The sequence below is a fragment of the Pseudomonas sp. UTLPPB19802 genome (genome assembly GCF_059730225.1).
In genome coordinates this window covers 3872255-3893092 of the sequence record NZ_AP048545.1, presented here as the reverse complement: position 1 = coordinate 3893092, position 20838 = coordinate 3872255, and the positions used below count along the sequence as shown (strand labels likewise).

The 20838-nt window shown below is 64.1% G+C and carries 15 protein-coding genes, 1 pseudogene and 1 riboswitch; of the genes and pseudogenes, 11 read left to right on the top strand and 5 right to left on the bottom strand.

Annotated elements, in window-relative coordinates; translation table 11 throughout:
- Nucleotides 1-56: 56 nt before the first annotated feature.
- The 4 genes from codB to AC6I6U_RS17260 all read left to right on the top strand — a co-directional run bounded on the left by codB (nt 57) and on the right by AC6I6U_RS17260 (nt 5317).
- On the top strand, nt 57-1322 hold the full coding sequence (gene codB / locus AC6I6U_RS17275; protein ID WP_497877255.1) for a cytosine permease: 1266 nt from the start codon (nt 57-59) through the stop codon (nt 1320-1322).
- Nucleotides 1319-2539 carry a PucR family transcriptional regulator gene (locus tag AC6I6U_RS17270; RefSeq protein WP_497877254.1) on the top strand — a complete coding sequence of 407 codons (1221 nt, stop codon included), beginning with the start codon at nt 1319-1321 and terminating at the stop codon, nt 2537-2539. Before codB ends, AC6I6U_RS17270 begins: the two co-directional genes overlap by 4 nt.
- Entirely contained in the window at nt 2536-3771 is a 1236-nt protein-coding gene (gene codA, locus AC6I6U_RS17265) for a cytosine deaminase (protein WP_497877253.1), read from the top strand. Before AC6I6U_RS17270 ends, codA begins: the two co-directional genes overlap by 4 nt.
- A gap of 274 nt (nt 3772-4045) precedes the next feature.
- Nucleotides 4046-5317 carry a hypothetical protein gene (locus AC6I6U_RS17260; protein WP_497877252.1) on the top strand — a complete coding sequence of 424 codons (1272 nt, stop codon included), beginning with the start codon at nt 4046-4048 and terminating at the stop codon, nt 5315-5317.
- Nucleotides 5318-5522: 205 nt separating this feature from the next.
- Here AC6I6U_RS17260 and AC6I6U_RS17255 read toward each other — a convergent pair whose 3' ends face one another.
- A complete protein-coding gene (locus AC6I6U_RS17255) occupies nt 5523-7097 on the bottom strand; it encodes a L,D-transpeptidase family protein (RefSeq protein ID WP_497877251.1) in 1575 nt (524 codons plus the stop codon).
- 131 nt (nt 7098-7228) lie between these two features.
- Between AC6I6U_RS17255 and AC6I6U_RS17250 the strand changes: the two genes are divergently transcribed.
- Complete coding sequence (locus AC6I6U_RS17250; protein ID WP_497877250.1) at nt 7229-7945, top strand: murein L,D-transpeptidase catalytic domain family protein; 717 nt, start codon at nt 7229-7231, stop codon at nt 7943-7945.
- A gap of 18 nt (nt 7946-7963) precedes the next feature.
- On the opposite strand, the gene AC6I6U_RS17245 is transcribed toward AC6I6U_RS17250, so the two are convergent.
- Nucleotides 7964-8443 (bottom strand): P-loop nucleotide/nucleoside kinase family protein, encoded by a 480-nt coding sequence (locus tag AC6I6U_RS17245; RefSeq protein WP_497877249.1) that lies wholly within the window; start codon nt 8441-8443, stop codon nt 7964-7966.
- Nucleotides 8444-8607: 164 nt separating this feature from the next.
- Between AC6I6U_RS17245 and AC6I6U_RS17240 the strand changes: the two genes are divergently transcribed.
- The 3 genes from AC6I6U_RS17240 (at nt 8608) to AC6I6U_RS17230 (ending at nt 12601) form a co-directional block, all read left to right on the top strand.
- A complete protein-coding gene (locus AC6I6U_RS17240) occupies nt 8608-9114 on the top strand; it encodes a sigma-70 family RNA polymerase sigma factor (RefSeq protein ID WP_497877248.1) in 507 nt (168 codons plus the stop codon).
- Complete coding sequence (locus AC6I6U_RS17235; protein WP_497877247.1) at nt 9111-10088, top strand: FecR domain-containing protein; 978 nt, start codon at nt 9111-9113, stop codon at nt 10086-10088. Before AC6I6U_RS17240 ends, AC6I6U_RS17235 begins: the two co-directional genes overlap by 4 nt.
- Before the next feature lie 89 nt (nt 10089-10177).
- Nucleotides 10178-12601, top strand: a complete 2424-nt coding sequence (locus tag AC6I6U_RS17230; RefSeq protein ID WP_497877246.1) for a TonB-dependent siderophore receptor — start codon at nt 10178-10180, stop codon at nt 12599-12601.
- Nucleotides 12602-12616: 15 nt separating this feature from the next.
- Here AC6I6U_RS17230 and AC6I6U_RS17225 read toward each other — a convergent pair whose 3' ends face one another.
- Nucleotides 12617-13822, bottom strand: coding sequence for an MFS transporter (locus tag AC6I6U_RS17225; RefSeq protein WP_497877245.1), 1206 nt, complete (start codon nt 13820-13822; stop codon nt 12617-12619).
- Nucleotides 13823-14095: 273 nt separating this feature from the next.
- Here AC6I6U_RS17225 and AC6I6U_RS17220 point away from each other — a divergent pair.
- From AC6I6U_RS17220 to AC6I6U_RS17210, 3 genes and pseudogenes are all read left to right on the top strand, one after another.
- A pseudogene (locus AC6I6U_RS17220) lies at nt 14096-15160 on the top strand (methyl-accepting chemotaxis protein); the annotation flags it as partial.
- Nucleotides 15143-16015 carry a methyl-accepting chemotaxis protein gene (locus AC6I6U_RS17215; protein WP_497883049.1) on the top strand — a complete coding sequence of 291 codons (873 nt, stop codon included), beginning with the start codon at nt 15143-15145 and terminating at the stop codon, nt 16013-16015. The pseudogene AC6I6U_RS17220 and the gene AC6I6U_RS17215, both read left to right, overlap by 18 nt.
- 107 nt (nt 16016-16122) lie before the next feature.
- Nucleotides 16123-16193, top strand: a riboswitch (Fluoride riboswitch).
- 78 nt (nt 16194-16271) lie between these two features.
- Nucleotides 16272-17579, top strand: a complete 1308-nt coding sequence (locus AC6I6U_RS17210; protein WP_497877244.1) for a voltage-gated chloride channel family protein — start codon at nt 16272-16274, stop codon at nt 17577-17579.
- Between the two features lie 55 nt (nt 17580-17634).
- Here AC6I6U_RS17210 and AC6I6U_RS17205 read toward each other — a convergent pair whose 3' ends face one another.
- Nucleotides 17635-19347 (bottom strand): amidase, encoded by a 1713-nt coding sequence (locus tag AC6I6U_RS17205; RefSeq protein WP_497877243.1) that lies wholly within the window; start codon nt 19345-19347, stop codon nt 17635-17637.
- A gap of 64 nt (nt 19348-19411) precedes the next feature.
- The gene (locus AC6I6U_RS17200) at nt 19412-20344 is read right to left on the bottom strand and encodes a helix-turn-helix transcriptional regulator (protein ID WP_497877242.1); all 933 of its coding nucleotides are present in this window, start codon (nt 20342-20344) and stop codon (nt 19412-19414) included.
- Nucleotides 20345-20838 lie beyond the last annotated feature (494 nt).

The following is a 20838-nucleotide window of genomic DNA, read 5'->3' as shown; positions in this document are numbered from 1 at the left end:
GCCACTGCAAGCAAGCCAACCTTTCATCGCAGCGTTTTCGGTTCGGAGAAAAGCACATGAGTTCCACTGGCGAATTCCCCCTGAGTGAAGCCCCCAGCCATGCCCGCAAGGGGCTGCTGTCCATTTCCATGGTGCTGTTCAGCTTCACCTTCTTCACCGGCACCATGTTCGCCGGCGGCAAACTGGGCATGGCCTTCGACTTCGTCGACATGCTGTGGGTCGCGGCGATCGGTAACAGCCTGCTGGCGCTGTACGCCGCCATGCTGGCTTTCATCGCGTCGCGCAGCGGCCTCAATACCGTGCTGATGGGCCGCTTCTGCTTCGGCGAGGCCGGCAGTCGCCTGTCCGACTTCATCCTCGGGTTCGCCGAACTGGGCTGGTACGCCTGGGGGACCGCAACCGTGGCCATCGTGCTGGTGAAGATGCTCGGGCTGGCCAGCGGGCTGACGATTCCGCTGATGATCCTGTTCGGCCTGGGTTTCAGCCTGACCGCGATCATCGGCTACAAGGGCCTGGACGTGCTGTCGCGGGTTTCGGTACCGCTGATGTTCGTGCTGCTGGTGATCTCGATGGTCATCGCCACCCGCAAGATCGGCGGCCTGCAGGGCCTGGCCGCGGTGATCCCGCATGAAGCCATGAGTTTTTCCGCAGCGGTCACCATGGTCTTCGGCACCTTCGCCAGCGGCGCCACCCAGGCCACCAACTGGACGCGGCTGGCGCGCAGTGGCCGGGTCGCGGTCATCGCCAGCGTGATCAGCTTCCTGGTCGGCAACGGCCTGATGATCGTCGCCGGTGCCTGGTGCGCGATCGTCTACCAGCAGGCCGACATCGTCGAAGTGATGATGTTGCAAGGGCTGTCCTTCGCCGCCGTGGTGATGCTCTGCCTGAACCTGTGGACCATCCAGGGCCCGACCATCTACAACGTTTCGGCGGCGGCCTGTCACCTGCTGCGCAGCGAGCGCCGGCGCAGCATGACCCTGGCCGCAGCGGGTGTAGGCATCCTGCTGGCCATCGGCGGCATGTATGAAATGCTCATTCCGTTCCTGGTGCTGCTCGGCTCGATCATCCCGCCGATCGGCGGCGTGATCATGGCCGACTTCTGGTACCGTCATCGCGGCAAGTATCCGCAACTGGCCAGCGTCAAGCTGCCCCGCTACAACGTCAACGGGCTGGTGGCCTATGCCGTCGGCGCCCTGCTGGCATACTGCTCGCCATGGGTCGCGCCGCTGGTGGGCATCGCTGCCTCCACTATATGCTACATCGGCCTGGTCGAACTTCGCGGCCGAGGCAGTGCCTTCCATCCCATGCAAGGTGGCCAATGAGCCTGACGGTCGAGGACATCCTCAAGCTGCCCGGGCTTGAGGAATTGCGCGTGCGGGCCGGGGCCGCCCACCTGCAACGCCACGTACGCTGGCCTTACGTAGCCGAGAACGAAGGCATCGCCGAATGGGTGATGGGCGGCGAACTGGTGTTCGTCACCGGCATCAACCACAGCCGCGAAGAGGGCAACCTGCTGAACCTGGTCGAGGACGGGGTCGCCGTCGGTATCGCCGGGCTGGTGATCCTCACCGGCGAGGCATTCATCCAGCGCATTCCGCCCGCCGTCATCGAGCGTGCCGAACAACTCGGCCTGCCCCTGCTCGAGCAACCCTACCTGCTGAAGATGGTCGTGGTCACCCACGCCATCGGCACGGCGTTGGCGCACATGGCCCAGGCCCGGCGCTCGCGTCAGGACATCCTCGGCCAGTTGCTGACCGGCGATTACCCGAGCCTGGCCATCGCCCGCCAGCGTGCCGCCCACGCACAGCTACCCGTGGAAGGGCCACGGCGACTGGTCGCGCTACGGCTGTCGGCGGTCCACCTGCTGTTCGAACGCTACCCGCCCGACCAGGCGGAGCGGTTGTTGCAGAAGACCCGCCAGGCGTTGCAGGATCATCTGGAAGCCTGGAGCCGTCATCAGCCCGAGCCGCTGCCGGTGATCCTGCAAGGCGACCTGTTCGTGATTCTGCTCGCCGACCATGATGAACTGCACCCGGCCCTTGCCGAGCTGTATCACGGCGCCAGCGAGCAGGTCGGTGAGCTTGACCTGTTCATGGGCCTGGCCAGCCGTATCGAGGACTGCGGGCACTACCGCCAGGCCTTGAGCGAAGCGCGCCAGGCGCTGGACGTCGCCGAAAGCCTGCGCCCGGCCAGCGGCCTGTGCGATTTCAGCGAACTGGGGGTACTACGCCTGCTGCAAGGCATCGGCGACCGTACGCTGATCGACGATTTTGTCCAGCAGACCCTCGGTCCGCTGATCGGCACCGGACGCAAGCAGCCGCTGACCCTGCTCAGGACGCTCGACGCGCTGCTGCAGGAAAATGCCAACACCTTCAAGGCGGCCAACCGCCTGCAGATCCACCGCAACACCCTGGCCCAACGTATCCAGCGCATCGAACAACAAAGCGGGCAATCACTGGACGACCCGCTGTTTCGCATGAATGCCGCCGTGGCCCTGCTGGCCTGGCGCATGACTCAAACCTGTAAGGAGCCTGCATGAACATCATCAACGCCCGCCTGCGCGGCAAGACCGGCCTCTATCGCATCGAACTGGACGGCGAGCGCATCGGCGCCATCGTCGCCCAGCCGAGTGTGGCCCAGGCCGAAGCCTCGGACCTGGACGCCGCCCAAAACCTGGTCACCGCGCCCTTCATCGAGCCGCACATCCACCTCGACGCCACGCTGACCGCCGGCGAGCCGAGCTGGAACATGAGCGGCACGCTGTTCGAAGGCATCGAACGCTGGTCCGAGCGCAAGGCCCTGGTTACCCACGAAGACACCAAGACCCGCTCGCGCAAGACCATCGAGATGCTGGTCGACCACGGCATCCAGCACGTGCGCACCCACGTCGACGTCACCGACCCGACCCTGGCGGCACTCAAGGCCCTGGTCGAGGTCCGCGAGGAAACCCGCCACCTGATCGACCTGCAGATCGTCGCCTTCCCCCAGGAAGGTATCGAATCGTTCAAGAATGGTCGCGAGCTGATGGCCGAGGCCGTGGCCCTGGGTGCCGACGTGGTCGGCGGCATCCCGCACTTCGAGAACACCCGTGACCAGGGCGTGTCCTCGGTGAAATTCCTGATGGACCTGGCCGAGCGCACCGGCTGCCTGGTGGACGTGCATTGCGACGAGACCGACGACCCGCATTCGCGCTTCCTCGAAGTGCTGGCCGAGGAAGCACGGGTACGCGACATGGGCGCCCGGGTCACCGCCAGCCACACCGTGGCGATGGGCTCCTATGACAACGCTTACTGCTCCAAGCTGTTCCGCCTGCTCAAGCTCTCCGGGCTCAACTTCGTTTCCTGCCCGACCGAGAGCATCCACCTGCAGGGGCGTTTCGACACCTTCCCCAAGCGCCGCGGCGTCACCCGCGTGGCCGAACTGGACCGTGCCGGCCTGAACGTCTGTTTTGGCCAGGACTCGATCGTCGACCCGTGGTACCCGCTGGGCAATGGCAACATCCTGCGAGTACTGGAAGCCGGCCTGCACATCTGCCACATGCTCGGATACGAGGACCTCACCCGTGCCCTGGACCTGATCACCGACAACAGCGCCCGCACCCTCAACCTCGGTGAGCGCTACGGCATCGAGACCGGGCGCCCAGCGAACCTGCTGATCCTGTCGGCACCGGACGATTACGAGATGATCCGCCGCCAGGGCCAGGTGCTGGTGTCGGTGCGTAACGGCAAGGTGCTGCTCAAGCGCACACCGGCGACGGTGGAGCGGTTCTAAGACAGGGCATGCAGGCCGATGGCTTGGGCAATGACGCTCATTCGAGCAGACGGCCGAGCACCCGGTGACCGCCTGCCGTCACCTCAACCATGACCGACAGCATCACGCTGTCGGCACCGTACAGGGAGAGCAGCATCCAGAAATCCGGTAGCCGATACTGACCCCGTGAACTGCAGGGTGTTCATCACTGGCAGTAGGGAGCCCTATTTGCAAGAGCGGACACCGTTGGAAGAACATCATTCGGGCGGATGACCTCCTTCAATCCAATGTGACCATGCTGAAGATATTCGACCTCTCTCCAGTCTCGCCCCTGCAATCACCTGAACCCAAACGCTCATACAGCGGCGAACACAAGATAGAAGACCATCTCACGGGCGTGAGAAATATCATGTTTTCGCAACTACACCGCTCGTCCTCGTTGCCTGCGCCCGCCTGCCGCCCCCTGGTCGCCGGGCTGCATGTCATGGACAGCCTGCTGCATCCAGCCGGCATTGCCCCGGAGCAGCATCCTGGCACCCTGTCACTGGGGCACAGCAAGACATCCGCCTGGAAGCATCACCAGTGTGCTCCCGAATCACTGCTGGGCAAGGTGGAGATACACAGGGGCCGCGGCTTGCTGAATCTGTTCGGTTCGGCAGGATTCGCCAGCGGCGAACTCTCCCAAACAACCAAGCGGGACCTGGAGCGTGCCGTCACCGCGACGATGTCGGCCTACAACCACGCGGCGGCACCCAAGGACAGCGACGGCAAGCCCATGCTGCTGAAATCGACGGAGTTGCCGGTGAGCCTGCACGAGAATCATCTGGCCGGTGACGGAAAAGTACATGCGGACCGGCAGATTCCCCGCGTACCCAACCCACGTGACTACGACTTCTACCACACGCTGGGCGTGCCCTTCGCCGAAAACGGCAAGATGCATCCGCATTACCATCTTGAGTTCAGCAGCCCACTCACCCGCTCAGGCGTCGGCGATATTCTCAACACCCTGCACTCGATGGGCCGGGTGATCGACGGCCGTGAAATCATCTCCAGGGGAGACATTGAGCACGTGTTGAATCTCCTGCCCGAACCGTCAGGTACGGAAAAATCCCACCTGGCGCAAATACAGCACAATCGCCCACCCATTCCCAACGAACTCCACAACACCCGCCAGCAGGCCCAGGTCCGCGACGAACTGCGTGGAGAGTTCCATGCGTTATCCAGCGCCAATACCGAAAAACACCATGCAACGTATCAACCGGCACTGCGTCAAAACATGCACATGAACTCGCTGCGCCCCATAGAGCCCGAGTCCCTGGTGAGCTGCTTTTCCCACGGTAGCACCAGCCTGGTGGAGGACCTGGAACAGATCGAGTCCGCCGCACGCCACCCGGTCTCCCGTCCATCGACCCGAGAATTGTTCGATCTGCACTCGGCGTTCCGCCAGGCCGCCAAGGATCTGTCGAACACCAATCCGGCCAGCGCTCCGGATCAGGCGCTGGCTCAAGCCCTGGGCGCCCGGCTACAGGAAGCCTTAAACAAGACCAGGGCCCTGCTGAGGCCTTAGGTTGTGTACGAAATTGTTTGAAACGCAGGTTAGGCAAGGCAAAAACCGGCGAGGAAGCGCAGTTGACTGGTTGTCAATGAGCATTCCGAGCCGGTTTTTAACGCCGCATAACCAAGTTTCAAGCGATTTCGTACATAGCCTAGGGCATGACGCGGACGGCATGGACGAGATGCTGGAGCCTGGCGCTCAAGCTGATGTCCTTCTATCAGGAAGAACTGCCCAACGCCTTCAACAGTACGGGATCACGTCCATAGATATCCGGTGCGTAGAGCAACGCACCATCGTTGTCGACCTGCACGGTCCAATACGCCAACAGAATCGGCACCGGTGCCGCCAGCCGGTATTCATGGGTGGTGCCGCTGGCCAGCAACTCATCGGTGCGCACCTGCTCGGAAGGGGTCAGCAGCAGATCACGCAGGTGCAAGGGCTGCTCGACCCGCACGCAGCCGGAGCTGAACGCCCGCGGTCCCTTGGAGAACAGCGGCTGGCTAGGGGTATCGTGCAGGTACACCGAGAACGGGTTGGGGAAACGCAGGACGATCTTGCCCAGCGGATTGCGCGGACCGGCGCCCTGGCGCAGGAGGATGTTGCCCGGGCGTTCCCAGTCGACTTCGTCGGCCGCCAACGGCCGGCCCTCGCTGTCGAGTACCTGCAGGTTCTGCTGGGCCAAATAGGCTGCGGGGTCCGGGCGAATCGCCGGCAGCTTGTCCTCGCGCAGGATGGTTGGCGGGATGGTCCAGGTCGGGTTCAGGGTCAGGCGGGTGATGCGTGACTTGAGCAGCGGTGTCTGCCGATCGGGCCGACCGACCTGCAGGCGGGTCTGCCACAGCGGCGCGCCGCCACGATAGAAGCTCAACTGCGCCGCCGCGACGTTGACCAGCACGCCCTCGGGCTCCAGGTCCGGCGCTAGCCAGCGGAAGCGCTCCAGGTTGAGGCGCAGTTGTTCGCGGCGCAAGGCCGGGCTGATATTCAGTTCGACCAGGGTACCGGGCCCGATCACCCCGTCGCTCTGCAACGAATGCCGATACTGGAAATGCTTGACCGCCTCGGCCAGCTCATCGCCATAGACCTTTTCGGCGTCGACGGGCGGATTCGGCAGATAGCCCTCGGCAAACAGTCGCCGGGCCAGCGCTGGCACCCGCGCATCCTCCATGCCGGGACGCAACAGCGGACCACTGTCGACCGGCGACCAATGCGGCAATGGCTGCTGGCGTTGCGCGGCATAGGCGCCGCGCAGCTTGCGATACAACTCGGCACTCGGGCGCGCCAGGTCGAAGGCTTGGGCCATGTCCTGCAAGCCGGCCGCAGCCAGGGTCAGGAGCTCGGCGTCAGGCTCGCCAGTCGGTGGCTGGGAGTGCCAGAGCGGTTCGAAACGCGCCTGTGACAGACGCCCATGACGCAGGTCATGCAGGGCTTGCAGGTACTGCCGGCTGACCTGGATATCGGTGCACAGTGGATCGCCCGCATTCGGCTCCTGAGGCAGCGGATAACGCGCCGGGTCGAGCCCATCGTCAGCCAACAGCGGCAACTGGGCCTGCAAGGCCGCCAACCGTCCATCGACAGACCACAGCGCAACATTGCCCTGCAACTGATAGAACGCCTGCAGCCGCAACTGGGTCGGCGCATCCATTTGCGCGGTCAGGCCCGGGCAACTCGTCGACAATTGGGCCAGCGCCGCCTGCAACGGTGTAGGGGGATCACCCAGCAGGTCGTCAGCCGTCGCGACAAGCGGCGCAACAAGCAGGCAAAGGCTCAAGTAACATGCGTGTTTTTTGAACAAGGGCTAGGCTCCATCCACGGTCATTGCGCGGGCGGTCTACGGTTATGGCAGAGGCAAATGCCCTCGAGACAGCCGGGATCGCGCAACCCATGGCTGCATGAACCTGCTCTGAAGGCGGAGACGCGCTCTACATGCTGACATCTTGCTATCGGCTCTGCCTGATTATTCTGACCCTGGCCGCTTCCTGTGGTTCAGCCCTGGCCGCCAGCGCCGTCAAGCCGACGCTGTATGGCAGCCTCGCCCACGCCGCGCCGGAACTCAACCCCCTGGTGCTGAAAAACGCGCTGAGTGCCATGCAATGTGCGGTCGGGCACGGTCATGAGCAGTCCGAGCGCCTGGCGGTGATCGACTATTCACTGCCCTCCACGGCCCGCCGCTTGTGGATCTTCGACCTGCGCAAAAAAACCTTGCTACTGCGCGACCTGGTCGCCCATGGGCAGAAATCCGGGGAAAACTTCGCCACCCGCTTCTCCAACCGGGAGGGCAGCTATCAATCGAGCATTGGCCTGTTCCGCACCCAGGAGAGCTACGAGGGCGCCCATGGCTACTCGTTGCGCATGGACGGACTGGAACCGGGCTTCAATGACCGCGCCCGTGATCGCGACATCGTCATCCATGCCGCGGACTACGTCAGCCCGCTGTGGAGCAAGCGCGAGGGCCGCATCGGCCGCAGCCAGGGCTGCCCGGCCGTACGCCCGCAAGTGGCGAAGCAGGTGGTCGACAAACTCAAGGATGGTCAGTTCATGTTCTCCTGGTACCCGGACCGGCACTGGCTGAAGTCCTCGACCTACCTCAACTGCAAGCCGCAGCAAATGGCCAGTGCCAAGGCCGGGGGCACGGCACGCTAACGCCACCTGTGGGCCAGGCTAATGGCGGATGATTGCCAGTCCTTCCGCCTCATCGGGCGCAATGAAATAGCTGGTGATCAACTCGAACTCGGCATCGGTCGCCGCAAAGTCGTGGTCACCCCTGGCGTTGCGCGCGTGCAGGCGGGTCTTGCAGGTGCTGTCGTCCAGGTCGATGAAGTGCAGGCTGTGCCCTGCTCCCGCATCGACGGCGAGGCTGCGCAACCACTGGCGGTCGGCGACGGTGTTAGCGGGAAAGTCGAGCACCACCGACAGTCTCTTTGACAAAAGGCCAACCACCAGCGGCCCAAGTACCCCGCGAATACGCCCGGCATTGCGAACATAGTCCGCCACGGACCTGATCTCGCCCGGATACAGCGCCGCCAGCCACTGGTCTTCACTCAGCAGAACAGCGTCATGCTCATCTGCCAGGCGTTTCGACAGCGTGGACTTGCCCGAGGCGATCTTGCCGCACATCAAGTGCAATACAGGTAGGCTCATGGATCTCGCTCCTTGATCAGAACCCTGGATGATGCCCAGAGCCTCGAACCAGGACAACCCGTGTCCCCCTGAAAGACCCGCACATCCGGTAAACCCCGGAGCATTGCTTTTTCCGACCGACACAAAAGATAATGAGATCAATTAGCATTCATTCCGAGTAGCCCGTGCTCAGCCCTGCCGACTCCAAGCCCGATCTCTCCAGTCTCTACAGCGACCACCATCGCTGGCTGCGCGCCTGGCTGTACCGTCGGCTGAACTGCCCTGACGATGCGGCGGACCTGGCCCAGGACACCTTCGTCCGTGCCCTCGCTTCACGACACACCAGCAGCCTGCAGGAGCCCAGGGCGTTTCTCGCGACAATTGCCCGGCGCCTGCTCAGCAACGTGTTTCGCCGACGGGCACTGGAGCGGGCCTACCTGCTGGAACTGGCCAACCTGCCACTGGCGTTCATGCCTTCCGAGGAAGACATGGCGCTGGTGCGTGAAGCCCTGGAACTGATCGACCAACTGCTCGACGGCCTGCCCCAGCGCGCCCGCCACTGCTTTCTGCTGCACCGCCTGGAAGGCCTGACCCAGCCGGAGATCGCCCGGCACCTGGACATCTCCCTGGCGACCGTCGAACGCGACCTGCGCCGGGCTTTCCTGCACTGCCTCGACGGCACCGCATCATGAGAAGACCGGAGACCGACAGCGCCAACCGCGCCGCTGTCGACTGGCTGCTGCGCCTGGAATCGGTACCCGCCGGCAGCGAACCGCACCAGGCTTTCGAGACCTGGGTGCGAGCTCATCCCGAACATGCCAAGGCCTGGCAGCGCGTCAACGGCCTGCTGCAGGGGCCCCTGGCCGCGCTGCACGAAGCCGAACGACGCAGCCCCGGCCAGTTGAAAGCCGCCAGCGACAGCCTGCGCAGCCTGCCTTCACCGTCACGCCGACAGGCCCTGGGCACCGGCCTGCTGCTGTTGCTGGGCCTGGGCAGCGCCGGCGTGGTCAACCGCATGACGCCCCTGCGCGAGTTGCTCGCCGACCAACGCACCGCCACCGGCGAACGGCGCACGCTGACACTGGAAGACGGCAGCCGGCTGCATCTCGATGCCCGCACCGCGGTGGACATCCAGTTCGATCACCAGCAGCGCCGGGTGCTGCTGCGCGAAGGCGCGATGCAGGTGGATGTTGCCGCCGATTCCGCTCGGCCTTTCGTCGTCGACTGCGGAGACGGCACACTACTGACTCAAAACGGCTGCTTCATGCTCCGCAAGGACGACAGCGGTAGCCTGGTCTCGGTGCAACGCCAGCAGGTGTTGCTGAGCAACCGGACGGGGACGCGGCAAATCCTCGACGCCGGCCAGGTCTATGCCTTCACCGGCCAGAGTATCGAGGCCCGGACGCCGTCCTGGCGCAGCCGGCCCGACTGGGTCGAGGGGCGCATCGATGTGCGCAACGAACCCCTGGGACAACTGGTCGAGGCCCTGCGTCCCTATCGCACGGGCTTCCTGCGGATCAGCCCGCAGGCGGCAGCCATCCGGGTCTACGGGGTCTTCCCGCTGGACGACAGCGAGCGCAGCCTGCGCTCAATCGCCGAAACGTTGCCGGTGACAGTCAACACCCACGGCTTCTGGCTGACCACGATCGACGTGCGCTCGGCATAAATCTGAAAAATCTGCAAAAGACCTGAGGGGATTCTGTCGTTCGCGGGTCCTGGTTAATGCCAACACATTACTCACGAGCCTGTTCCCTCATGCCCAACCTGCAATTGCGCCCTCACCTGCTCGCTGTCGCCATCGCCCTGGCCGCCCTCCCGCTGGCGCCCGTGGCCCTGGCCGAAAGCGGCGCCGCGACCATCGCCAGCCAGCCCTTCGACATTCCGCCAGGCGACCTGGGCGAAACCCTGAGCCGTATCGCCCATGAGACCGGGCAGGTACTGTCCGTCAGCCCGACGCTGATCGCCAGCAAGCAGGCACCGGCCGTTCATGGCCAACTGAGCCCCGAACAAGCCGTCACCCAGGCACTGGCCGGCAGCGGACTGGTCCTTTCCACCACCGCCAGCGGCGCCTACACCGTACAACCGGGCGGCGCCCATGACTTGCCGGCCACCCTGATCAACGCCGCCCCCGCCGGTTTCACCCAGGACAGCATCAGCGCCGACAACGGCTTCGTCGCCCGCCGCTCCAGCACCGCGACCAAGACCGACACGCCCCTCTCGGAAACCCCGCAATCGATCTCGGTGGTCAGCCGCGAACAGATGGATGTCCAGGGTGCGCAGAACCTGACTTCGGCGCTGCGCTACAGCGCCGGTGTCAGCGCCGGTTTCTACGGTGACGACGCCCGCTACGACTGGCTGACCGTGCGCGGTTTCAACATGTCCAATCTCGGGCTGTTCCGCGATGGCCTGCGCGCCTCCAACAACGGCATGTTCGGCCGCGCCGACTCCTACGGCCTGGAACGGGTGGAAATCCTCAAGGGCCCGGCCTCGGTGCTGTATGGGCAGAATGCCCCCGGCGGGATGATCAACCTGGTGACCAAGCGCCCCGGCGCCGATCCGTTCCACGAGGTGCAACTGGCCTATGGCAGCTTCGACAACAAACAGCTGCGGCTGGATCTCAACGACGCGCTGGACGACAGCAAGAACGTTCTCGGACGCCTGACCCTGAACCTGCGCGACAGCGGCACCCAGGTCGACCACATTGATGACGACCACCTGTACGTCGCTCCGGCGATCACCTTCCGCGACGAACAGAACAGCCTCACCCTGCTCTCCAGCTACCAGCATGATCGCAGCGCCTGGGGCACCTGGATGCCGACCAAGGGTTCGCTGGTACGTGGCCCGACCGGTTACCTGTCCCACGATTTCTATGCCGGCGATCCGGACTTCAACCACTTCGCCCGTGACCAGTATTCGCTGGGCTACCTGTTCGAACACCGCTTCAACGACACCTGGCTGTACCGCCAGAACGCCCGGGTCGACACCGGCAACTATGACGCCAAGGCCGTGCGTAACCGCGGCTGGGTCGATCCCGACACCTCCACCGTGCTCTACCGCGATGCCGGTATCTACAAGTTCAACAGCCAGGTCTACAGCTTCGACAACCAGTTGCAGGCCGACTTCCAGACCCCGGGCATCGAACACACCAGCCTGGTCGGCGTGGACTACACCTGGCAACGTGGCAACAACCGCCAGTACAGCGGTTCGGCTTCCTGGCTGGACGTGACCAACCCGGGCGCTGTGGCACCGACCCCGACGCCGACCACGCCGTACAAGCGGGTGATCGACGTGCAACAGACCGGTATCTACGCCCAGCACCAGATGAAGATCCAGGACCACCTGATCGCCCGCGTCGGCGTGCGTCATGACCGGGCCAACACCGAGGTCGATGTCGACAACAACGGCAGGAAGGTCGGCGGCGACCTGCAGGAAGGCGCCACCACCTGGCAGGGCGGCCTGCTGTACCTGTTCGACAACGGCCTGGCGCCCTACTACAGCTACGCCGAGTCGTTCCTGCCGACCACGTCCAACAGTGCCAGTGGCGAACCCTACAAGGCCACCAAGGGCACCAGCCACGAACTGGGCATCAAGTACCAGCCTCCGGGCAGCGACATGCTGCTGACCGCTGCGGTATTCGATACCGTGCAGAAGAACATGGTCACGGTCGACCCGGTCGACACCACCCTCATGACCCAGACCGGCGAGGTCGAATCCAAGGGCCTGGAACTGGAAGGCAAGTTCACCCCGGTACCGGGCCTGAACGTCACCGCCAGCTACACCTACCTTGATGCCCGGGTGACCAAGGACAATGCACCCGGCAAGGTCGGTACCCGCTTCGCCGACAACTGGGGCACCACCAACCCACGGCACAGCGCTTCGGTGTGGGCCGACTACACCCATGGTGATGGCACGCTCAAGGGCTTGGGTTATGGCGTCGGCGCCCGCTACGTCGGTGCCCGCCCCGACTACAGCGACGACTACACTCAGGTCCGCGAAACGCCCGGCTACACACTGATCGACAGCATGATCCACTACCAGCTGGATCGTCACTGGAACCTGCAACTGAACGTCGACAACGTGCTGAACAAGAGCTACGTGGCGAACAACTGCTACTTCCTCGACACCTGCTACTACGGCGCCCAGCGCACGTTCATGGCCAGCGCGCGGTATCGCTGGTAGGACTTAAGGGCAAGCCTACTTTTGCGCGGCGGCATCATGCTGCCGCGCATAGCTGGCGCCCATCAGGTAGAAGCAGCCACCGGCGATGATGAACCCGGCCAGCATGGAGAACATGAACTGCGGCGCCCACCAGGCCAGGGCGAACCCGCAGAGCACCGGCCCCATCGCGCCGCCCAGGGACGATAGGTTCTGCGCGCCGTAGTACATGCCGCGCAGGTGCGCCGGCGCAATCCGGTCGATGAACATGTATTCGGCGGGGAACACGATGATCTCCCCCAGGGTGAACACCGCCATCGCCAGCGACCAGTGCAGCACCGTGCTCGACAGCGCAAAACCGGTCACCCCCAGCAGGAACAGGGTGAAGCCGGCTGTCAGCCACAGGTTCAGATGCTCATGGGTAATACGCCGGCCCACCAGGAACTGCAGGCCAATCACCACCACGGCGTTCACCGCCAGCACAGCGCTGATGGTGCTGTAGGTGAATTCCGGGCTGGTCGTGGTCACCAGGTACTGCGACAGGTAGGCAGTGAACTGTCCAAACACCACGGCGCTCAGCAGCCCACCGATCGTAAAGCAGACCAGCCGCTTGTCCTTGAGCAGAATCCGTCCCACACCGATGAAGGACACCGGCGCACTGGCCCGGGCGACCGGCGCCAGGTCACGCTCGCCGAACTGGTGGTAGGCCAGGAACACCAAGGCGCCCAGCAGCGCGGAAACCACGAACGGCAACCGGATATCCAGGTGCGCCAACCCCGCGCCCACGAATGGCCCCACCGCATAGCCGATATTGATCAAGGTGTAGCGCGCCGAAAACACACCGGCCTGTTCCGTGTCCGACAGCACGCGACCGAGGGTGGCCTTGACCACCACGTCGATCGCCGCATAGGCGAAGTTGAACAGCACCAGGAAGCTGAAGAACAGCCAGAGCCGATGAGTGAGGCACATGCCGATGAAACCGAGCACGAACAGCACGACGAAACCCAGGATCAGCCGATAGCTGGAGCCCTTGTCCGTCAGGTAGCCGCCATAAACGCTGAGCAACGAGCCCACCACCAATGCACAGCCGACCGTCATGCCGATCTCGCTGATGCCCAGGGAAAACTGGGTGGACAGGAAGATCACCAGATAAGGCAAGGTGATCGCCCGCCCCAGGGTCAGGATCAACGTTGAAAACAGCAACAGATTGACCGAAGTCGGATAACGCTTGAGTACCGCCAACATCCTTATTGTCTCCTGTTGATCCCGCCGCCCAGAGTAGGCTCCCAGGCTCGATGAGGTCGCCTGGCGAAAAAGCTGCAGTATCCCAGATACCCTCTGGACCGTCGCCCTCCTCGCCTCTCGCGACACAAGGCGTTTACGCCGAAAACAAATGCAAAATTACACACCTTGAAACATAAAGTTTCAATTTTTCCGACCGATACTCCAGCCGGGCCCCGTCCGTTCGGGGCGCACCCCCTTTCATATCAGTGGTTTGTCCTGGCGGAGATTGCTCGAATGCTTGTCCCATTAAACAGGCTGTTGGAAAACATCAGCGTCAGAGCCAAGCTCACCCTGGGCTTTGGTGTCGTCATGCTGCTGACCCTGCTGATTGCCACCACCGGCTGGCTGGGTATCCAGGTCCTCGGCGACCGCAGCGACCGGATCCTCGATATCGCCAGGCTCAACGACCTGACTCGCGACGTGCGCAACGGCCGGCTCTTCTACAGCATCAACCCGGACACCGAGCGCGCCACCGCCGTGGTCAAGTTGCTCGACAGCCTCGACGAGCACCTGGCCCACAACCGTTCGGTGTTCCATTCTCCCGCCAGCCTGCCTCTACTCGAGACCGCGAGCACGGCAGCCCGCAGCTACCGGGCCCATTTCAATGACTTCAGCCAGGCGATCCAGGCCCGCGACGCGACCCGCGCGGTGTTCGGTGGCCACGCCGACGCGGCCGTCGCACAACTGAAGAAACTCATGGAGATGGCCACGTCGCCGAGCGGCGACCAGGCGCAGATCGACAGCCTGGTGAAAGCGCAAACCGTGGTCCAGCAGGCCCGCTTCCAGTTGCGCGGCTACAGCTACAGCCTCAGGCCCGAACTGCAGAAGCCGGCCAAGGACGCGATCGACGATGCCATCGTCTACATCAGGACACTCGACAGCCGGCTCCCGGCGGCCATGGCCAACGATGTGCAGCGCCTACTGCAGGCCATGAGCAGCTACCGCGACACCGTCGCCCAGTTCGCCGACGCCCAGGCCAAGGCCGACAGCGCCCAGGTGCAACTCGATGGCGACATCAAGCACCTGCTCGCAACCACCCAGCAACTGTCCCAGGACCAGATCAACCTGCGGCACGATGACGTCGAGGCCGCGCGCAACCTGCTCGGCGGCGCCCTGCTCGCCGCGCTGCTGCTGGGGATCATCGCCGCCTGGGTCATCACCCGACTGATCGTCAGCCCGCTGCAGGCAACCCTGCGCCAGGCCGAACAGGTGGCCAGCGGCAACCTGACCGACAACACCGTGGTCTCGCGCCGCGACGAGTTGGGCCTGCTGCAACTGAGCATGCAGCGCATGACCGTCAACCTGCGTGAACTGATCGGCGGTCTGCGCGACGGCGTGATCCGCATTTCGGGCGCCGCCGAGCAACTGTCGGCCGTCACCGAGCAGACCCGCAGCGGGGTCAACAACCAGAAACACGAAACCGACCAGGTCGCCACCGCCATGAACGAAATGGCCGCGACCGTGCAGGAGGTGGCGCGCAACGCCGAGCAGGCCTCCAGTGCCGCCGTCAGTGCCAGCCACGAAGCGCGCGCCGGCGACGAACTGCTGGCCCAGACCATGGCACAGATCGAACGGCTGGCCGACGAGGTAGGCAACTCCACGGCGGCGATGAGTGACCTCAAGCAGGAAAGCGACAAGATCGGCAGCGTGCTCGACGTCATCAAGTCGGTGGCGCAACAAACCAACCTGCTGGCGCTCAATGCCGCCATCGAAGCGGCACGGGCCGGTGAGGCCGGTCGCGGTTTCGCGGTGGTCGCCGACGAGGTGCGCAGCCTGGCGCAACGCACCCAGAGCTCCACCGAGGAAATCGAGCTACTGATCACCGGCCTGCAAGGCGGCACCGACAAGGTCGCGACCAGCCTGGAAAGCAGCCGCGCCCTGACCGGCAGTAGCGTCGAACTAACCCGCCGGGCCGGCGCCTCGCTGCATGGCATCAGCGAATCGGTGCAGGCCATCGAGTCGATGAACCACCAGATCGCCACCGCCGCCGAGCAGCAAAGTGCGGTCGCCGAGGAGATCAACCGCAGCGTGATCAACGTGCGCGACATCTCCGAACAGACCTCGACCGCCAGCGAGGAAACCGCCTCGTCGAGCGTCGAACTGACCCGCCTGGGCAACCACCTGCAGATGCTGGTAGGCAAGTTCACCTTGTAACGAGACGAGCGCGACGATGTTCATACTCGATTCCACGCCAGAATGGCCTGACTGAACGCGGGGCAACTGTAACAAGATTTTACATATTTATTGCCACTGGCTATGATCGGCGCTCCGGAGATGGCATTCCTCCGTCCCCAACCGCTGTGCTGCTGCAGCTGATGATGCCTACAGACACCTGATCAATTCGGGTCTGTAGGCGCACGCGTGCAGAATCCCTGTTGGTCAGGCCCCATCGCTTCCTGTGGCTGACCCTATGTCCAGACTTTCACGCCCCGAACAACTCGATCTCCTGCCCTACCTTGGCAAATGGCTGCTATTGGCCAGTGCCGTGGCGGTCCTGGCCGGCAGTGCCTCCGCGTTCTTCCTGTTCTCGCTGGATCATGCAACCCAATGGCGCGAAAACCATCCCTGGGTGATCTGGCTGCTGCCGCTGGCCGGCCTTGCCGTCGGGCTGGTCTATCACTGGCTGGGCAAGCCGGTGGACGCCGGCAACAACCTGCTGATCGACGAGATCCATGACCCGAAGAAAAACGTGCCGTTGCGCATGGTGCCGCTGGTGCTGGGCGGTACGCTGGTGTCGCACTTGTTCGGCGCCTCGGTCGGCCGTGAAGGCACTGCTGTGCAGATGGGCGGTGCGCTGGCCGACCAGATCACTCACTGGTTGCGCCTGCGCCGGGAAGACCGGCGGATCATCCTCATGGCCGGCATCAGCGCCGGTTTTGCCTCGGTGTTCGGCACGCCCCTGGCCGGTGCGCTGTTCGGGCTGGAGGTGTTGGCCATCGGCCGGATGCGCTACGACGCGCTCTTCCCCTGCATGGTCGCCGCCATCGTCGCCGACCAGGTCGGCCTGGCCTGGGGCGTGGTGCACACCCATTACCCGATTGGCGAAGTGGTGCCGGTGCAGTTCTGGAGCATCGCGGCGACAGTGATCGCCGGCATCGTCTTCGGCCTCGCCGGCCTGCTGTTCGCCACCGCCACCCACCGGCTGGGTTCCTGGGTGAAGCGGCGGGTCAGCTACCCGCCGCTACGGCCGCTGCTCGGCGGCGCGGTGATCGCCATCGCTGTCTGGGCGCTGGATGCCCACCAGTACATTGGCCTGGGTATCCCGGGCATCGTCCAGTCGTTCCAGGTGCCGGTCGGCCCATGGGACTGGTTCGGCAAGCTGGCGTTCACCGTGACCTCACTCGGTTCGGGGTTCAAGGGCGGTGAAGTCACGCCGCTGTTCTACATCGGCGCCACCCTGGGCAACGCCCTGGCGCCGCTGCTGCACCTGCCCTTCGCCATGCTTGCCGGCCTCGGCTTCGTCGCGGTGTTCGCCGGGGCGGCCAATACGCCGCTGGCGACCATCGTCATGGCCATGGAGCTATTCGGCCCCGAGATCGCACCGTTCGCGGCCATTGCCTGCATCTCCAGCTACCTGGTTTCCGGCCACACCGGCATCTACAACGCCCAGCGCGTCGGCCAGAGCAAGCATCGCGGCGGCCTGCCCGAGGATTTGAGATTGGGCGAAGTGAAGCAGTACCGGACGCAAGCCAGGTCCGCGAAGAAAGACAAACAGTAGGCGGGAGAAATCCGACGGGATCGGCGCCAGCCTGGCACCAATCCCGTTGCGGTACTTACGGCCTGGCGACCAGCTCCGGCGTACGCGGCGGAACCAGGCGCTTGCTGCCGGTCGACTCGAAGGCCGCCGCCAGGCTCAACAGTGCCGAGTCATCATAAGCCCGACCGGCGAAGGTCAGCCCCACCGGCATGCCGATATCGGCCATCACGCCCATCGGCACGGTCACCGTCGGCACGCCCAGGTGACGGATCGCCAGGTTACCGTTGGCGACCCAGACCCCGTTGCTCCAGGCAATGTCGGCCGACGCCGGATTCACATCGGCATCGGCCGGGCCAACATCGGCCACGGTCGGGAACAGCACCGCGTCCAGTCCCTTCTCTTGCATCCACTCTTCGAGATCGATGCGCCGGGTCTGCTCCAGCCCACGCAGGCCGTCCGGCAGCGTGCTGATCTCATTCCACGGGGTGATGCCGCGCTCGGCCATGCGCACGTATTCGTCCATGCCGGCGGCCAGGTCGCCTTCGCGGTTCGGCAAGGTGCCCGGATCATGAGGGAAGATCTTCGGACCGTCGACATCCGCCAGGCGGTTCAGCTTCGGATCACCGTTGGCCCGCAGGAAGTCATCGAACGCCCAGGCGCTCAGGTCCCACAGTTCATGGTGCAGGAATTCCCTGGACACCAGCCCACGGTTGAACACCGTCGGTGCGCCAGGACGATCGCCCTCGCAGTTGGACACCAGCGGGAAGTCCACCTCGACCACCTCGGCACCGGCCGCTTCCAGGGCCTGGCGCGCCTGCTTCCACAAGTCGATCACCGAAGCCCGAGTATTGATGCGCTGCCCGGTCGGGCCACCAATACCTGGCTCTTCGCTGGTGCCAGCATCCGGGTCGGCGTTGATGAACATGCGCGGCACGCCCAGGCGCTTGCCTGCCAGTGCTTCGGCGCCAACGGCCAGGGCCGCATAGGACTCGGGCCGCACCGAGGCCACGCTCGGAATCGGCACCCAGGGCTGCAGGCGCCACAGGTCACCACGGGGGTCCGGGTCTTCGGCGACCACCACATCGAGCACTTCCAGCAGATCGGCCATGCTCCGGGCGTAAGGCACCACCACGTCCATGGTCGGCGTCAGCGGCCAGTTGCCACGCACCGAAATCACCCCGCGTGACGGGGTGTAGGCGCACAAGCCGTTGTTCGACGCCGGCCCACGGCCGCTCGACCAGGTTTCCTCGGCCAGACCAAAGGCGCAGAAGCTGGCGGCAGTTGCCGTACCCGCGCCGTTCGACGAGCCCGAGGCAAAGGGCGCGGTCAGGTAGTCGGCGTTGTACGGGCTCTCGGCCCGGCCGTAGACGCCACGCTGCATGCCGCCATTGGCCATCGGCGGCATGTTGGTCTTGCCCAGGCAGATCGCCCCGGCGGCGCGCAGGCGCTCGATGGTGAAGGCGTCGCGATGGGCGACGAGGTCCTTGAACGCTGGGCTGCCCGACGCCGCAGTCAGGCCCTTGACCAGGTAGCTGTCCTTGGCCGTGTAGGGAATGCCATCCAGCGGGCCCAGGGTCTCGCCGCGAGCGCGGCGGGCATCGGCGGCCTTCGCTTCGTCGAGCGCCTCGGGGTTGCGCACCACCACCGCGTTGAGGGCGGTGGGCGTGTCGGCGCCATCGTAGGCATCGATCCGGGCAAGATAGGCCTGGACCAGCTCTACCGCCGTGGTCTGGCCGGATTCGAGCGCGGCGCGCAATTGCGCGATGGAAACCTCGGTTACTTCGATCATGCTGTTACCGTCGACTGCTAAAGGGAGACGCATCGCCCCATCTTACCCTAGCCGCCAGCGCGGCTCACGTGCCCGACGGCGATTGCGGCGTGTCCGGGTTGAGTTGCTGGCGGCGGAACTGCCCCGGCGGCTGGCCATGGATCTGCCGAAAGCGCCGGGAGAAATAGGCCTCGTCGGCAAAGCCGCACAACCGCGCCACCTCACCCACCGCCCGCGTACCATTGAGCAGGTAGTTGCGCGCCGCGTGCATCCGTCGTTCGAGCACCAGTTCGGTGAAAGTCTTGCCGATTTCCTTGCGCAGCCAGTGGGTCAGGTAGGTCGGCGACAGGTAGGTTGCGGCTGCCACCTTGACCAGGCTCAGGTCGGGATCGGCAATGTTCTTGCGCAGGTACTCGGACATCCGGCTCAAGGCATCCCGGCGACTGACCTCCGCCGCATTCTCTTCGGCCAGGCCCTTGAGTGGCTCGGCATACAGGGCGCAGACACTGCCGATCAGTTGCAGCAACAACCCCTTGAGCATCTCGCGAGTACCGAACTGGCGGTTCTCGTCGAGGGCGCGCATCTGCTCGATCAGGCCACAGACCCTGGTGAAATCCTCATCGCCGAGGATGAAGTCCAGGTGTTCCTGGAAACGGAACGGCGACAGCTCCGGAGCCAGCAGGATCGAGACTTCCTCCAGATCCATCGGATCGCACTGCAAGTGCGGCAGCAGGAAATGCTGGGAGAAGTTGATCACCATGAAGTTGCTCTCTTCCGGGTGCGGGATGACATGCACCCGGTGCGGCAGGATGAACGCCAGGGTATTGCGCGGAAACGGCCGCTCGACGTTGCCGATGTGCTGCACGGTATCGCCACCGAGGTTGACCTGGATCTGGAAGTACTCGTGCCGATGGGGACTGGTCTCGGCGCGGCGGCCCTTCTTGTCGCGAATGTAGAAGTCGGTCAACTCGCTGCGTTGCTGCATGCCATAGGTCGGTACTCGGGTGGCTGACGACATCGTCCAGGGGTCCTCGATAAGTGCATGGGCAGTTCGCCGCGGTATTGAAATGGCCGCGACGACACCCCCGATTCTGCGACTGCACCGCAGATGGATTCAATAGTGGTACGACAACACCTCATGAATCTGTTTTTCGGCATCCCCACCGACGGGTTCAGTTGTCCAAAACAGAAGAACCCTAGCTTTAAAATAAATCCATTAAAAAACAACAAGTTAAATTAAATATCGCGGAAATCATAAAAAACGCCCGCTTTTTGTTTTTTTGGACAAGCCCACCACATCCGCTTTCAAGCGGGAAAAATGATCTAACGCGCCAATTGATTATCGCGAGTCATACGACCACTGTTACTACCAACGCAGCTCCACCTCATCCAACAACAATCAAAGGTGCGCACGTCATGACCCTGCTTCTGTCCCTAGTCGACCTCCCTCCCCCTCGCCGACATGAACAACGCTGCACGGTGCACTTGAGCACCTGATAGCGCCGCCGCGCA